The organism is Variovorax sp. GW823-FHT04B03 (assembly GCF_058796495.1).
Genome location: NZ_JBXAIT010000002.1, coordinates 438,728 through 453,240, shown reverse-complemented (window position 1 = coordinate 453,240; position 14,513 = coordinate 438,728). Strand labels below are relative to the sequence as shown.

Genomic DNA, 14,513 nt, shown 5'->3' with positions numbered 1-14,513 from the left:
GCGGCAACAGACCCGAAAAATCAACGGTCTGGACGCTTCTGCCTCTGACCGGGGAAGCGCGGATTCTACCTACATCCCTCCATGCACGACGCCTTCGGCGGCGGTCGTTGAGAGGGCGAAAGGGCGGGGTCGGCGCGGGACGACACCCTGGCGGTCTCGGCGGCCTGCTTCGACACGAGCTGCTTCTTGCCGCAGGTGCTGCACCGGTAGAACCTGAGGGCCGGCAGCATCCTCATCCAGGTTCGCCGCTCGATGCGGCGAAGGCCGGCCAGGCCGCAGGAACATCGGAGAAACAGATTCAGCAGCATCACAGAAGAGTTCAAACCGGGAAGGTGTCGACACTCTTTCCCCGACGCTGCTTCGCGGTTTGCGCAACCGTGAAGCACCCGCGTTCGATTCTGTGGGGGCGCAAGGTATGCAGCGAAAGGGCTGCACGCGCAACAGATTGCTAAGGAGGGCGTTTCGACCGTCCGATGCCTTTGCGGATCGCTGGGGCGGAGGGGGCGTCAGACGTTTTCCGAGCGGTACTTCCAGACCGCGTCGTTCACCGCGCGTTCGGACGCCAGTTGCTTCTTTCCGCAGGCGCTGCATTGGTAGAAGCGCAGGCTCGAGAAGAGTCGCATCCATGGCCGGCGCTCGATGCGTGCGAGATGCCTGAGGCCGCAAGAACAGCGGGAAAAGTAATTCAGCATCGGAAAAGGGTCCAGGGGTGAGGGTTCTGCGGTGACGTCCATCCCTGACTCAGCTCTTCGGCTTTGTAAACGCGATTCCGCTTACTTTGTAAACACGATCACGATTGGCTCGATTCTGCGTGAGCGCCGAGGGCCTCGCGGGTAGTTCCTTAAGAAAAAGGTTGTCTTGACGGTGTAACAACAAGGCAGCGGCGTTGCCCGATGTACGGAAAGCCGTGGGTCGTGCTACGAAACGTCTAAAGGGGCGTGAGATTCGCGGTGATCGCGACCGGCCCGGAAAAGAAAAAAGCCTGCAACGACTTTCATCGTTGCAGGCTTTCACTTTTCTTTTGGTCGGGGCGAAAGGATTCGAACCTTCGACCCTCTGGTCCCAAACCAGATGCGCTACCAGGCTGCGCTACACCCCGCCAAGCCTTCCATTCTAGCCCGAATAAGAGGCCGCTCAGCGCTTCTCATACTGTGTCTTGCCAAAAAGGATCTCGCGCGCCTTGTCATCGGTGATGGGGCGACGCAGGTCGGCCAGCACTTTCACGCCGCGTTGCACGGCGGGGCGCGCGGCGATGCCGTCGAACCAGGCCTTCAGGTGCGGGTAGTCGGTGAGGGTGATGCCCTGGTTCTCCCAGCTGCGCAGCCACGGGAAGATGGCGATGTCGGCAATCGAATAGCTCGTGCCGGCGATGAACTTGTGTTTGGACAGCTGCCGGTCGATCACGCCGTACAGGCGCCGGGCCTCGTTGGTGTAGCGGTCGACGGCATAGGCGATCTTCTCGGGCGCGTAGATGCGGAAGTGGTGCGCCTGGCCCAGCATCGGACCGACGCCGCCCATCTGGAACATGAGCCACTGCAGCACGTCGTAGCGTTCGCGGTCGCCCGTGGGCAGGAACTTGCCGGTCTTGCCCGCGAGGTACACGAGGATGGCGCCCGATTCGAACAGCGAGATCGGCTGGCCGTCCGGTCCGTCGGGATCGGTGATGGCGGGGATCTTGTTGTTCGGGCTGATCTTCAGGAACTCGGGCGCGAACTGGTCGCCGGTGCCGATGTTCACCGGGTGCGCGTGGTACGGCAGGCCGCACTCCTCGAGCATGATGTGAATCTTGTGGCCGTTCGGCGTGGGCCAGGAATAGACCTCGATGGGCGATGCGGGCATGTCGCGGGCTCCGGAGTGAGAGGGTTGTGACGGGAGAACGGCAGCATATACACGCCCCTGCGGTCGCGTGCGGGTGCGGGCATTGGCCGCACGGTCGACCGCTTACCCCACCTGCCGCTCGTGCGCGTTGCACCACATCCAATGCTCGCCGGGCTCGATCGACTGGATCACCGGATGCCCTTCGGCCCGCGCATGTTTCGTGGCATGGCGGTTCTTCGACGAGTCGCAGCAGCCGATGTGGCCGCAGTGCACGCACAGGCGCAGGTGCACCCAGGTGTCGCCGGTCTTCAGGCAGTCTTCGCAGCCATGGGGCGCGTGTGGTTGGGCGAGGTCGGCGGGAACGTGTTCGCAGGCGTGGATGGGCATGGGTGTTTCAGGACAAGAAGGGTTCAGGCCACGGCCGAGGCCGACGACAAATGCTGGTGAATGAGCGCCACCACCGCGGCGCCTTCGCCGATCGCGCCGCCCACGCGCTTGACCGAGCCCGAGCGCACATCGCCCACCGCGAACACGCCCGACACGCTCGATTCGAGCGCCGTCGCCGGGCGCGCCGGAAAGCCGCTGCTCGCGGCCGCGCCGGTCAGCACGAAGCCGTGCTTGTCGACCGACACGCCGCAGCCGTCGAGCCACGACGTCTCGGGCTCCGCACCGACGAACAGGAAGATGTTGCGCGCGGGGCAGTCGTGCTCCTGGCCCGAGGTGTGGCAGCGCCACGTGGCGCCGGTCAGGCCTTCTTCGGGCGCGCCGTGCAGCCGCACGAGTTCGGTGTGCGGTTGCAGCGAGATGTTGGGCGTGGCCTCGATGCGGTCGATGAGGTAGCGCGACATGCTGGCCGCCAGCGACGGCCCGCGCACCAGCACGTTGACCTTGGCCGCATGGCGCGACAGGAACACCGCCGCCTGGCCCGCCGAGTTGCCGCCGCCCACCAGCGCCACTTCCTGCTGCGCGCAGATCTTGGCTTCGATCGCCGAGGCCCAGTACCAGATGCCGCGGCCTTCGAATTCGGCCAGGCGCGGCACGCCGGGTCGGCGGTAGCGCGCGCCGCTCGCAATGACCACCGTGCGCGCGTTGATCGTGCGGCCGTCGGTGAGTTTCAGCGCGAGGCTGTCCCGCGCGTTCTCGCGCGAGCAGTCGAGCGCCGCGACCTGCGCCGGGATCAGCATCTCGACGCCGAACTTCTGCGCCTGCACGAACGCGCGGCCCGCCAGGGCCTGCCCCGAGATGCCGGTCGGAAAACCCAGGTAGTTCTCGATGCGCGCGCTGGCGCCAGCCTGGCCGCCGAAGGCGCGGCAGTCGAGCACGATCACGCGCAGTCCTTCGGAGGCTGCATACACCGCGGTCGCGAGGCCAGCCGGCCCGGCGCCGACCACGGCCACGTCGTAGAGCTCGTCGCGCGCCGCGGTGTCGACCATGCCGAGGCAGCGCGCAAGGCCTTCGTCGCTCGGGTTGACGAGCACCGAGCCGTCGGGGCAGACAGCCAGTAATTTGTCGGGACCGTATTGGGCGAGCAGCGCGGCGGCATCGGCATCGGCGGCTGCATCGACCAGGTGATAAGGATGGCCGTTGCGGCGCAGGAAGTTCTCCAGCCGCGCCATTTCGGGCGAGTCGGGCCGCCCGATCAGCACCGGCCCGGCCGCGCCCGATTCGATCAGCGCCACGCGCCGCAGGATCAGCGCGCGGGTGATGCGTTCGCCCAGGTCGGCCTCGGCCACCAGCAGCGCGCGCAGGCGGTCCGGCGGCACGACCAGCGCCTCGACTTCTTCGTCGGCATGCCCGTCGACCAGGGCAGGGCGCCCGCTCAGCTGGCCGACCTCGGCAAGGAATTCGCCCGGCCCCTGGCGTGCGATCGGCACCACATGGCCGAGGCCGTCGCGCTGCGTGACGGCGACCACGCCCTTGAGCAGCACGAACATGCCGGCGCCGGTCTCGCCGGCGGTGAACAGGCGCTCGCCGCGCGCAAAGCGCTGCACGCTGCCGAAGCTGGCGATGCGTGCCATCTCGGCGTCACTGAGGACGGGGAAAGTCTGGTGCAGGCGGCTGTTGGCGCCTGGTGCGTCGGTGGCCATGGGGTCGAACTCCGTGTCGCGAATGCCCCGCATTAGACGCCGAAGCGGCGCCAAAGCGACGCTGACGCGCGATGTAACAACGTCATGTGTCTGCCACGCCGCTGACATGCCGGTTTCATTGCGCGTGTCCAGACTCGGTCAGCAGAAAGGGATTTCCCATGAAAGAACTGCCGAACCCGACGTTTCCGCTCTCGCAGCTCGGACTGCGCGCAGCCTTGTGGCCCGCACCCGCGGCCGGAACCCCCGCCGTTGCCGCCGCTGCCGCCGCTGCCGCCACCGTCGCCGCACTGGCCACCCGCACGGCGGTGCCCGAGGCGCCGCTGGCCGTCATCGTGCCGCCGGTCGTCGAAGCCAAGCCGGGCATCACTGTGAGCTGGGCGCGTCATCTGGATGACGTGCGCGCCGCGCAACGCCTGCGTCACGACGTGTTCGTCGGCGAGATGGGCGCACGCCTGACCACGCCGCTGGCCGGCCACGACATCGACCTGTTCGACGACTTCTGCGAACACCTGCTGGTGCGCGACGAACTCACCGGCCAGGTCATCGGCACCTACCGCGTGCTGACCCCCGCGCAGGCGCGCCGCGTCGGCAGCACCTACAGCGACACCGAGTTCGACCTGACCCGCCTGCGCGACCTGCGCGAGCGCATGGTCGAACTGGGCCGCAGCTGCGTGCACGCCGAGCACCGCCAGGGCGGCGTGATCCTCGCGCTCTGGGGCGCGCTGGCCGGCTTCATGCACCGCAACAAGCTCGACACCATGATCGGCTGCGCGAGCATCCCGATGTCGCACAACGGCGTGACCAGCGGCGACGCGGCCGCCAGCATCTGGCGCCAGCTCTCGGCCAGCCACCTCGCGCCTATTCAATATCAGGTGCAGCCGCGCCTGCCGCTGCCGGTCGAACGGCTCGACAGCGCGCTCGACGTGGAACCGCCTGCGCTCATCAAGGGCTACTTGCGCCTGGGCGCCAAGGTGCTCGGCGCGCCGGCCTGGGACCCGGACTTCAACACCGCCGACTTGCCGATGCTGATGCGCATCGACGACCTGCCGGCGCGTTACCGCAAGCACTTCCTCGGCGCATGAAGCCGGCGGCCATCCGGCCCGACGCCGGGCCGCACGCTGCCTCGCCGTCGCCGAATGTGTCAGGTTCGCTCTCTGTGGGGCAGGGCGCGTCACGCGAATGTCATGGAACTGTCACGGACGAAGTTGACACTGTCATATTTCAGCCGTCGTGTTCTCCCGTGCCGCTTGCTCCAGAATCAGTGCCCATGCCCTCCCTCTCCGCTGACCCGTCGCGCGCCGGCGAAGCGCCTCCGTTCGCGTTGCTGGACCGCGACCACAGCATCCTCTCGTTCAACGAGCGCGTGCTCGACTGGGCCCACCGGCCCGAAGTGCCGCTGATCGAACGGCTGCGCTACCTGTGCATCGTGTCGTCGAACCTCGACGAGTTCTTCGAAGTCCGCGCCGCACCGCACCTGAGCGCGGGCAGTGCCGGTGATCGCAAGGGCACCTACACGGTCGAGTCTTTCGAACGCCTGTCCGAAGCGGCCCACACGCTCGTGGCGCGCCAGTACGCGCTGTACAACGACGAGCTGATGCCGACCTTTGCCACGCACGGCATCCACATCGTGTCGCACGGCGAACGCAACCCGGCCCAGCGCAAGTGGGTCAGCGAGTATTTCGAGCGCGAAGTGCGCCCGCTGCTGATCCCCGTGGGGCTCGACCCGGCGCATCCGTTCCCGCAGGTGGCGAACAAGTCGCTGAACTTCATCGTGCGCCTGGGCGGCAAGGACGCCTTCGGTCGCGAGAACCCGATCCAGATCGTCAAGCTGCCGCGCGTGCTGCCGCGCCTGATCAAGATGCCGGCCAAGGTGTCGGACGGCAAGACGCTGTTCGTGGCGCTGTCGAGCGTGGTGCGCGCGCACCTGGCCAGCATGTTCCCGGGCCGCGAGGTGGGCGACTTCTCGCAGTTCCGCGTCACGCGCCATTCCGACCTCGCGGTCGACGAGGAAGACGTCAAGAACCTGCGCACCGCGCTGCGCCAGGGCCTGCAGCACCGCCACTACGGCCAGGCCGTGCGGCTGGAGGTGTCGGCCAGCTGCGCCGAATCGCTCGCGAGCTTCCTGCTGGCGCAGTTCAACCTGCCGCCGCAGGCGCTGTACCGTGTGCACGGGCCGGTGAACCTGGCGCGGCTCACGCAGCTCATCGACCTGATCGGCGAGCCGCAGCTGCGCTTTCCTCCGTACGCGCCGTCGTTCCCCGTCACGCTGTCGCCCGCCCAGTCGTTCTTCGAGCGACTGCAGCGCGGCGACGTGCTGATCCACCAGCCCTTCGAGAGCTTCGACGGCGTGCTCGCGTTCCTGCGCGAGTCGGTGCTCGACCCGCAGGTGCTCGCCATCAAGCAGACCATCTACCGCACCGGCGCCGACTCCGAGCTCATGGACCTGCTGCGTGAAGCCGTGCGCCGCGGCAAGGAAGTGACGGTGGTGGTCGAGCTGAAGGCGCGCTTCGACGAAGAGGCCAACATCAACTGGGCCGAGATGCTCGAGTCGATCGGCGCGCAGGTGGTGTACGGCGTGGTGGGCCTGAAGACCCACGCCAAGATGCTGCTGGTGACGCGCCGCGAGGGCAAGCAACTGCGCCGCTACGGCCACCTGTCCACCGGCAACTACAACCCGCGCACGGCGCGGCTGTACACCGACATCAGCCACCTCACGGCCGACCCGGCGCTCACCGCCGACATGGAGGCCGTGTTCGTGCACATGGCCAGCCAGAGCCGCCTGCCCAAGCTCAACCGCATGTGGCTCGCGCCCTTCGACCTGCACAAGAACCTGGTCGCGCGCATCGATGCGCTCGGACAGGCCGCCGCCAGCGGCGAGCCCACGCGCATCGTCGCCAAGATGAACGCGCTGACCGACGAGGAGATCATCGGCGCGCTCATCCGCGCGGGGCAGAAGGGCGTGAAGATCGACCTCATCGTGCGCGGCGCCTGCACGCTGCCGGCGCAGGTGCCGGGGCTCACCGACAACGTGCGCGTGCGCTCGGTGATCGGGCGCTTTCTCGAGCATTCGCGGGTGTTCTATTTCCGCCATGGCGAGGACGAGTCGCTGTACCTGTCGAGCGCCGACTGGATGAACCGCAACATGATGCGGCGCATCGAGCTGGCCTGGCCCGTGACCGACCCCAACCTGCGCCAGCGCCTCATCGACGAGTGCCTGGTGGCTTACCTGCACGATGGGCGCGACGCCTGGGACCTGGGCGGCGACGGCATCTACCGGCGTGTCGACCATGACACCCACCCCGGCGAGGCGGGTGCGTCCCCCGCGATCGAAGCGCATGGCGCCCAGGCCGCCTTGATGGGCCGCTATGCATCACGAGGAAACCACCGTGATGCGTCCGGCAATTGAAATTGAAGAAGAAGTTCGAAAGACGATGAGCATGGACTTGATCTTCTGGCGTCACGCCGAAGCCGAGGACTGGACCGAAGGGTGTGACGACATGCAGCGCTCGCTCACCCCGCGCGGCGAAAAGCAGGCCAAGCGCATGGCCACCTGGCTCGACCGGCAGCTGCCCGACGGCACGCGCATCGTGTGCAGCCCGGCGCGCCGCTGCGAGCAGACCGCGCTGGCGCTGGGCCGCAAATACAAGCTGCGCTCCGAGCTGTCGCCCGACACCACCCCCGACGCACTGCTGGCCGCCACGGGCTGGCCCAACGGCAAGTCGGTGGTGCTGGTGATCGGCCACCAGCCCTCGCTGGGCCAGGCCATCTCGATGCTGCTCGGCCTGAAGCAGGACAGCTGCCCGGTGCGCAAGGGCTCGCTGTGGTGGATCCGCACCCGCGAGCGCGACGGCGACGTGCAGACCGTCGTGGTGACGGTGCAGGCGCCCGAGCTTCTCTAGCTGCTACAGCGGTCCTCCGCTGCGAATACCCCTGCCTGGCGCTTGCGGACAGGCGCTTTGTCACGGTTGCGGGCAGAGCTGGCAGGGCGCTTGTCTCCCGGAAAAAGGGGCGAAGCACTCATGCGCGCGCGCGGCGCAATTTCTACAGTGTGACTCCACGGCAGCGTGCTTTTGACGCCGATGCGGGAAAGAAGCGGTGCCGGTCGACCACATCACTGGGGAAGACGCATGAAACCGCTCAACACACTGCCAGGAAGCTTCATGAACATGCTGCGTTCAGACGCGGACGTGCGGTTGAAGGCGCTGATTTTTCTGCTGGTTGCCGCAGCCCTGCTGTCGGGGTGCGCGACGAACACCGCCGCGCCTGCGCCGCCGACCCGTCACGACGTCGCCCGGTCGATCGAGAAGGTCGAGCTCATCTACAACCAGGAAGACCAACTGATCGTCACGGATGGCGGCGGGTCGGGGCTGACGGGCTTCGCAGGATTTCTGGGACCCCTCGCTGCGCTGGTGGCCATCTCCGTCGATACCAACAGCCGACTGACGATGGCCGCCCGGACCGACCAGCGCAGCAAGGAGTTCACGGCCGCAGTGAAGAACAGCGGAGTGACCATGGGGCTCAACAGGCAGTTCGCAGAGCGACTGGCGGCGCGCCTGCGGGACAGTGGCCGCGAGGTGAAGCTGACGCCTTTCTTCCGCGCGACCGGAGAGCACGCGCAGATGCAGGTGCAGGAACTCCAGCCGACGCCCGGCTACAGCACCTTGATCTTGCGGATCACGACGTCCTATGGCGCGGCCGATGCGACATCGAGCTTCAAGCCGTACGTCTGGGTGGAACAGTTGCTGAGGGACGAGAAGCAATCCGTCGTGGGCCAGACGTTGCAGGTCGCCGACGTGAGCGAGCCGACCTATCTGCTGTACGACGGCCTGCTCAAGGACACCGCAGGCGCTCGCGAAGGGTTGAAGCGCGGGCTCGACCAGATCGTGCAGCCGGCCTATGTCAGCCTGTTCGGGGAAGACGAGCCGCGCAAGGCCAGCGCTGCGGCAGTCACGCAGACGGCCGGCATCGACACGAAGTGAAACGGCTCAGGCGCCGCTGAGTTCCACGCGCCAGTTGCCGGTCTTTTGCCAGGCCAGCACTTCTTCGCGCAGGAGGTGCGCCGACTGCGGGTACATCTCGGCCCAGTCGGGCGCGCAGGCGATCGTGAAGGCCCTGGCACCGAGTGCCGCGAGGTTCAGCGCCTGCGGCTCGGGGTCGCGGCGCGCGTGGCACAGGATCACGGCCAGGCGCAGCGCCAGCAGCTGCATCACGAAGGTCTCGTCGTCCAGCGAGGCTTCGAGCTTGCGCAGCTTGCCGCGCTGGCCCAGCACCAGCTGGCCGAGGGCATGCAGTTCGTTCACTGCAAAGCCCGGCGCGTCGGTGTTGTCGAGGATGTAGGCGCCGTGCTTGTGATAGTCGCTGTGCGAGATCAGCGCGCCGATCTCGTGCAGCTGCGCGGCCCAGCCGAGCTTGCGCAGCGCGCGGCCGGCGCGGCTGGAGGTGCTGCCGCCGCGTGCGGCGGGGGCGAGTTGCACGAACAGCGCGGCGGCGGTGTCGCTCACGCGCTTGGCCTGGGCCGGATCGACCGCGAAGCGGGTGGCGAGCCGCGCCACGGTGGCGCTGCGCATGTCGGCCACGCTCTCGTCGCGTTCGAGCAACTCGTAGAGCACGCCGTGGCGCAGGGCGCCCTGGGCGACTTTCATTTCCTGGATGTCGAGCAGGTCGAACACCGCGCGCAGCACGCTCAGGCCGCCGCCGATCACGGCCTTGCGGTCTTCGCGCATGCCGTCGATGCGCAGCTTGTCGATGCTGCCGGCCTTGAGCAGGCGGTCGAGCAGCCAGTCGAGGCCCTCGCGCGTGACGAGGCCAGCCTCGCCGCCGGCCGCGGCGAGCACGTCGCCCACCGCGCCGATGGTGCCGGAGGCGCCGTAGGCCACGTCCCACTGGTCGCGCGTGTAGCTGGAGAGCGCGTCGTCCAGCACGGCCTTGGCCGCGACTTCGGCGGCGCGGAAGGCGGGGGCGGTGAACTGGCCTTCGCCGAAATGCTTCATCGACCAGGCGACGCTGCCCACGCGGTACGACTCCATGCGCTCGGCCTCGAGGGCGTGGCCGATGATCATTTCGGTGGAGCGCCCGCCGATGTCGATGACGAGGCGGCGTTCCTGATCGGACGCGTCGGTGTGCGGCAGGTGGTGCGCCACGCCCTGGTAGATCAGGCGGGCTTCTTCCCGGCCCGGGATCACGTCGATGCCGAAGCCCAGGATGGTGCGCGCGCGCAACAGGAACTCCTCGCGGTTGCGCGCTTCGCGCAGGGTCTGGGTGGCCACGGCGCGCACCTGCGAGCGCTTGAAGCCGGCCAGCCGCTCGCCGAAGCGGGCGAGGGCGTCCCAGCCGCGCTGCATGGCTTCGGTCGTGAGGTTGCGGGCGCTGTCCAGGCCATTGCCCTGGCGCACGGTTTCCTTGAGGTACTCGGTGCGGTGGATCTGTCCGTGGTCGACCTGGCCGATTTCCAGCCTGAAGCTGTTCGAGCCGAGATCGACTGCTGCGAGGCGGGTGCCGTTTTGCATGTTGTAGTGAAGAGGGCGGTTCTCTGATCGTAGCGCCGTGACAGCAGGCGCCGCCTCCCAAGTCACGTCACGGCGAGGGCTGGAGGTTAGGCGGGGTGAATGACGGTTGTGTGACAGCGTCACACACAACAGGGGTGGCGCAGCGGCATTTTCCCTCGACAGAAGGGGTGTCACATCGATGTCACAAAAGCTTTTTAGAGTCCGTTCGAGCCCCCAAAGGGACTACTTCTTACTTCTCAAGGAAGCTTTATGAAAACGACGTTCAAATTTGCAACCGCCGGCCTCGTGACCGCGCTGTTCTCCATTTCCGCCTTCGCACAAGACGTGACCGGCGCCGGCGCCAGCTTCCCCGCACCGCTGTACGCCAAGTGGGCTTCCGACTTCAACAAGGCCACCGGCGTCAAGATCAACTACCAGTCGGTCGGCTCGGGTGCCGGCCTCAAGCAGATCGAAGCCAAGACCGTCGACTTCGGCGCTTCGGACGCTCCCCTGAAGGACGACGAACTGCAAGCCAAGGGCCTGATGCAGTTCCCCACCGTCATCGGCGGCGTGATCCCCGTGGTGAACATCCCCGGCATCAAGCCGGGCGAGCTGAAGCTCAACGGCCAGGTGCTGGGCGACATCTACCTGGGCAAGATCACCAAGTGGAACGACCCCGCGATCAAGGCTCTGAACGCTTCGCTGGCCCTGCCTGACGCCGCCATCGCCCCGGTTCGTCGCGCCGACGGTTCGGGCACCAGCTTCCTGTTCACCAACTACCTGAGCAAGGTCAACGCCGAGTGGAAGAGCAAGGTCGGTGAAGGCACGGCCGTGAACTGGCCCACCGGCGCGGGTGGCAAGGGCAACGAAGGCGTCGCCGCTTTCGTGAACCGCCTGCCCAACTCGATCGGCTACGTCGAGTACGCCTACGTCAAGCAGAACAAGATGACCTACGCCCAGCTGCAGAACGCCGCCGGCACGTTCGTCTCGCCCGACGACAGCGCCTTCAAGGCCGCCGCCGCCGGTGCCGACTGGAACAAGAGCTTCTACCAGGTGCTGACCAACCAGGCCGGCAAGGATTCGTGGCCCATCACCGGCGCCACCTTCATCCTGATGCACAAGGTGCAGGACAAGCCCGCCAGCGCCACCACCGTGCTGAAGTTCTTCGACTGGGCCTACAAGGGCGGCGACAAGACGGCCGACGAGCTGGACTACGTGCCGATGCCCGACGCCGTGAAGGCCACCATTGCCAAGGCATGGGGTGAAGTGAAGGACGCATCGGGCAAGCCGGTCGCGTTCAAGTAAGAAGCAACCCTTCATCCACCCTCCAGGACGGCGCGCCCATGAGCAACTCTTCGCTCCAGGACGCGCCGCTTTCGTCTTTGCCGGAGCGACCCGTGTCATCCACCTTCCCCGCTGCTGCCGCCTCCCTCGACCTCGCGGCCGAGCGCGCGCGCACCTCCGCCGCTCCTCCGCCGCCCGTCAAGGCGGCCCGTTCCGGCCCCATGGCCGACCGCCTCTTCGGCTGGGCCGCCAAGGGCGCCGCGCTGCTGACGCTCGCGATGCTGATCGGTATCCTGCTGTCGCTCGTCGCCGGCGCCTGGCCCGCCATTTCGAAGTACGGCCTCGGCTTCCTCACGAGCAGCGTGTGGGACCCGGTGAAGGACGAGTACGGCGGCCTCGTGATGATCTACGGCACGCTGGCCACCTCGTTCATCGCACTGGTGATTGCCGTGCCGGTGAGCTTCGGCATCGCGCTGTTCCTGACCGAACTCTCGCCCAACTGGCTCAAGCGCCCGCTGGGCACCGCCATCGAACTGCTGGCTGCCGTGCCGTCCATCGTGTACGGCATGTGGGGCCTGCTGGTCTTCGGCCCCATTCTTTCCACCTGGGTGCAGCAGCCGCTGCAGAAGCTGCTGGCTGGCGTGCCGTACCTCGGTGCCCTGGTGTCCGGCCCGCCCGTGGGCATCGGCATTCTGTCGGCCGGCATCATCCTGGCCATCATGATCATTCCGTTCATCGCCTCGGTGATGCGCGACGTGTTCGAAGTGACGCCCGCGCTGCTCAAGGAGTCGGCCTACGGCCTGGGCTCCACCACCTGGGAAGTCGTCTCCAAGGTCGTGCTGCCCTATACCAAGGCCGGCGTGATCGGCGGCATCATGCTCGGCCTGGGCCGCGCACTGGGCGAGACCATGGCCGTCACGTTCGTGATCGGCAACATGAACCAGCTCAACTCCCTGTCGGTGTTCGAGGCGGCCAACAGCATCACCTCGGCACTGGCCAATGAATTCGCCGAAGCCGGCGCGGGCCTGCACCAGGCTGCGCTGATGTACCTCGGCCTCGTGCTGTTCTTCATCACCTTCGTCGTGCTGTCGCTCTCGAAGATGCTGCTGGCCCAGATGAAGAAGAGCGAAGGAACCAAGTCGTGAGCACCGCGCAAAACCTGATCAACGCCAAGACCCTGGCAGAGACGCGCCAGGCGAAGTTCGCCTCGCGCAACCGCGTCAACAAGATCGCCCTCACGCTGTCGCTCGCCGCGATGGCGTTCGGCGTGTTCTGGCTCGTGTGGATCCTCTGGGAAACGCTGCGCCAGGGCGTGGGCGGCCTGGCGCTCGCCACCTTCACCGAGATGACGCCGCCGCCGAACGAGGCGGGCGGCATCGCCAACGCCATCTTCGGTTCGTTCGTGATGGTGATGCTGGCGACCTTCGTGGGCACGCCCATCGGCATCATGGCCGGCATCTACCTGGCCGAGTACAACCCCAAGGGTCTGCTGGCCTCGATCACGCGCTTCGTCAACGACATCCTGCTGTCGGCGCCGTCGATCGTGATCGGCCTGTTCGTCTACGCGGTGGTGGTGGCCTACTTCAAGACCTTCTCGGGCCTGGCCGGCGCACTGTCGCTGGCGCTCATCGTGATTCCGGTGGTGATCCGCACCACCGAGAACATGCTGCAGCTGGTGCCGCCGGGCCTGCGCGAAGCGGCCTACGCTTTGGGCACGCCGAAGTGGAAGGTCATTCTGAGCATCACGCTGCGCGCCGCCCGCGCCGGTGTGGTCACGGGCGTGCTGCTGGCCGTGGCCCGCATCGCCGGCGAGACCGCGCCGCTGCTCTTCACCGCGCTGAACAACCAGTTCTGGACCGCCGACGTGAGCCAGCCGATGGCCAGCCTGCCGGTCACGATCTTCAAGTTCGCCATGAGCCCGTACGAGAACTGGCAACAACTGGCCTGGGCCGGTGTGTTCCTGATCACCGTCGCCGTGCTTGCCCTCAACATCCTGGCGCGCGTGCTGACGCGCAACAAACACTAAATCAAGAAGGCGCCAACATGCCAAACACCGTCGCACAACAACAACCGTCGCGCTCGAAGATCTCGGTCAAGGACCTGAACTTCTACTACGGCAAGTTCCACGCGCTCAAGGGCATCAACCTCGAGATCCCCGAGAACAAGGTCACGGCCTTCATCGGCCCGTCGGGCTGCGGCAAGTCGACCCTGCTGCGCACTTTCAACCGCATGTTCGAGCTGTACCCCGAGCAGCGTGCCGAAGGCACCATTGCGCTGGACGGCGAGAACCTGCTCACGTCCAAGCAGGACGTGGCGCTGATCCGCGCCAAGGTCGGCATGGTGTTCCAGAAGCCCACGCCGTTCCCGATGTCGATCTACGACAACATCGCCTTCGGCGTGAAGCTGTTCGAAAATCTGTCGGCCAGCGAAATGGACGACCGTGTCGAGTGGGCCCTGAAGAAGGCAGCCCTGTGGACCGAAGTGCGCGACAAGCTGCAGCAAAGCGGCTCGGGCCTCTCCGGCGGCCAGCAGCAGCGCCTGTGCATTGCGCGCGGTATCGCGATCAAGCCCGAAGTGCTGCTGCTCGACGAACCCTGCTCCGCACTCGACCCGATCTCGACCGCAAAGATCGAAGAGTTGATCGCCGAGCTGAAAAACGAGTACACCGTGGTCATCGTGACCCACAACATGCAGCAGGCCGCCCGCTGCAGCGACTACACCGCCTACATGTACCTCGGCGACCTGATCGAGTTCGGTGCCACCGAACAGATGTTCTTCAAGCCGCAGCGCAAGGAGACCGAGGACTACATCACCGGCCGCTTCGGTTGAAGTCAAAGGA

The 14,513-nt window shown here is 66.7% G+C and carries 13 protein-coding genes and 1 tRNA gene; 8 read left to right on the top strand and 6 right to left on the bottom strand.

What is annotated here, in order from left to right; genetic code table 11:
* Positions 1-506: 506 nt before the first annotated feature.
* From AC1RAD_RS10845 to AC1RAD_RS10825, 5 genes are all read right to left on the bottom strand, one after another.
* Entirely contained in the window at positions 507-734 is a 228-nt protein-coding gene (locus AC1RAD_RS10845) for a hypothetical protein (protein WP_492734762.1), read from the bottom strand.
* Positions 735-1,022: 288 nt separating this feature from the next.
* A tRNA-Pro gene (locus AC1RAD_RS10840) sits at positions 1,023-1,099 on the bottom strand.
* A 35-nt stretch (positions 1,100-1,134) separates the two neighbouring features.
* Complete coding sequence (locus AC1RAD_RS10835) at positions 1,135-1,839, bottom strand: glutathione binding-like protein (RefSeq protein ID WP_095745562.1); 705 nt, start codon at positions 1,837-1,839, stop codon at positions 1,135-1,137.
* Between the two features lie 102 nt (positions 1,840-1,941).
* The gene (locus AC1RAD_RS10830) at positions 1,942-2,205 is read right to left on the bottom strand and encodes a UBP-type zinc finger domain-containing protein (protein ID WP_492734761.1); all 264 of its coding nucleotides are present in this window, start codon (positions 2,203-2,205) and stop codon (positions 1,942-1,944) included.
* A gap of 23 nt (positions 2,206-2,228) precedes the next feature.
* Positions 2,229-3,905, bottom strand: coding sequence for an FAD-dependent oxidoreductase (locus tag AC1RAD_RS10825; protein WP_492734760.1), 1,677 nt, complete (start codon positions 3,903-3,905; stop codon positions 2,229-2,231).
* A gap of 158 nt (positions 3,906-4,063) precedes the next feature.
* Here AC1RAD_RS10825 and AC1RAD_RS10820 point away from each other — a divergent pair, with 158 nt between their 5' ends.
* From AC1RAD_RS10820 to AC1RAD_RS10805, 4 genes are all read left to right on the top strand, one after another.
* Entirely contained in the window at positions 4,064-4,987 is a 924-nt protein-coding gene (locus tag AC1RAD_RS10820) for a GNAT family N-acetyltransferase (protein WP_492734759.1), read from the top strand.
* Positions 4,984-7,311, top strand: a complete 2,328-nt coding sequence (ppk1, locus tag AC1RAD_RS10815) for a polyphosphate kinase 1 (RefSeq protein WP_492734758.1) — start codon at positions 4,984-4,986, stop codon at positions 7,309-7,311. The genes AC1RAD_RS10820 and ppk1 overlap by 4 nt, the downstream gene beginning before the upstream one ends.
* A gap of 31 nt (positions 7,312-7,342) precedes the next feature.
* On the top strand, positions 7,343-7,804 hold the full coding sequence (locus AC1RAD_RS10810) for a SixA phosphatase family protein (protein ID WP_062473174.1): 462 nt from the start codon (positions 7,343-7,345) through the stop codon (positions 7,802-7,804).
* Between the two features lie 228 nt (positions 7,805-8,032).
* Positions 8,033-8,884, top strand: coding sequence for a hypothetical protein (locus AC1RAD_RS10805; RefSeq protein WP_492734757.1), 852 nt, complete (start codon positions 8,033-8,035; stop codon positions 8,882-8,884).
* Positions 8,885-8,890: 6 nt separating this feature from the next.
* Here the strand turns inward: AC1RAD_RS10805 and AC1RAD_RS10800 are convergent, their stop codons facing one another.
* Positions 8,891-10,411: a Ppx/GppA phosphatase family protein gene (locus AC1RAD_RS10800; protein WP_492734756.1), complete on the bottom strand. Its 1,521-nt coding sequence runs from the start codon at positions 10,409-10,411 to the stop codon at positions 8,891-8,893.
* Positions 10,412-10,660: 249 nt separating this feature from the next.
* Between AC1RAD_RS10800 and pstS the strand changes: the two genes are divergently transcribed.
* From pstS to pstB, 4 genes are read left to right on the top strand one after another with little or no spacing between them, the layout of a single operon-like run.
* A complete protein-coding gene (gene pstS / locus AC1RAD_RS10795) occupies positions 10,661-11,695 on the top strand; it encodes a phosphate ABC transporter substrate-binding protein PstS (RefSeq protein WP_062473144.1) in 1,035 nt (344 codons plus the stop codon).
* A gap of 38 nt (positions 11,696-11,733) precedes the next feature.
* Positions 11,734-12,819, top strand: coding sequence for a phosphate ABC transporter permease subunit PstC (gene pstC, locus AC1RAD_RS10790; protein ID WP_095745556.1), 1,086 nt, complete (start codon positions 11,734-11,736; stop codon positions 12,817-12,819).
* A complete protein-coding gene (gene pstA / locus AC1RAD_RS10785) occupies positions 12,816-13,700 on the top strand; it encodes a phosphate ABC transporter permease PstA (RefSeq protein WP_159271577.1) in 885 nt (294 codons plus the stop codon). Before pstC ends, pstA begins: the two co-directional genes overlap by 4 nt.
* Before the next feature lie 17 nt (positions 13,701-13,717).
* On the top strand, positions 13,718-14,503 hold the full coding sequence (gene pstB, locus AC1RAD_RS10780) for a phosphate ABC transporter ATP-binding protein PstB (RefSeq protein ID WP_056580144.1): 786 nt from the start codon (positions 13,718-13,720) through the stop codon (positions 14,501-14,503).
* Positions 14,504-14,513: the final 10 nt, after the last annotated feature.

What these genes read in the sequence shown, in the direction of transcription:
- AC1RAD_RS10845 (WP_492734762.1), bottom strand. Translation starts at nt 734, where the DNA reads ATGGACGTCACCGCAGAACCCTCACCCCTGGACCCTTTTCCGATGCTG.
- AC1RAD_RS10835 (WP_095745562.1), bottom strand. Translation starts at nt 1,839, where the DNA reads ATGCCCGCATCGCCCATCGAGGTCTATTCCTGGCCCACGCCGAACGGC.
- AC1RAD_RS10830 (WP_492734761.1), bottom strand. Translation starts at nt 2,205, where the DNA reads ATGCCCATCCACGCCTGCGAACACGTTCCCGCCGACCTCGCCCAACCA.
- AC1RAD_RS10825 (WP_492734760.1), bottom strand. Translation starts at nt 3,905, where the DNA reads ATGGCCACCGACGCACCAGGCGCCAACAGCCGCCTGCACCAGACTTTC.
- AC1RAD_RS10820 (WP_492734759.1), top strand. Translation starts at nt 4,064, where the DNA reads ATGAAAGAACTGCCGAACCCGACGTTTCCGCTCTCGCAGCTCGGACTG.
- ppk1 (WP_492734758.1), top strand. Translation starts at nt 4,984, where the DNA reads ATGAAGCCGGCGGCCATCCGGCCCGACGCCGGGCCGCACGCTGCCTCG.
- AC1RAD_RS10810 (WP_062473174.1), top strand. Translation starts at nt 7,343, where the DNA reads ATGGACTTGATCTTCTGGCGTCACGCCGAAGCCGAGGACTGGACCGAA.
- AC1RAD_RS10805 (WP_492734757.1), top strand. Translation starts at nt 8,033, where the DNA reads ATGAAACCGCTCAACACACTGCCAGGAAGCTTCATGAACATGCTGCGT.
- AC1RAD_RS10800 (WP_492734756.1), bottom strand. Translation starts at nt 10,411, where the DNA reads ATGCAAAACGGCACCCGCCTCGCAGCAGTCGATCTCGGCTCGAACAGC.
- pstS (WP_062473144.1), top strand. Translation starts at nt 10,661, where the DNA reads ATGAAAACGACGTTCAAATTTGCAACCGCCGGCCTCGTGACCGCGCTG.
- pstC (WP_095745556.1), top strand. Translation starts at nt 11,734, where the DNA reads ATGAGCAACTCTTCGCTCCAGGACGCGCCGCTTTCGTCTTTGCCGGAG.
- pstB (WP_056580144.1), top strand. Translation starts at nt 13,718, where the DNA reads ATGCCAAACACCGTCGCACAACAACAACCGTCGCGCTCGAAGATCTCG.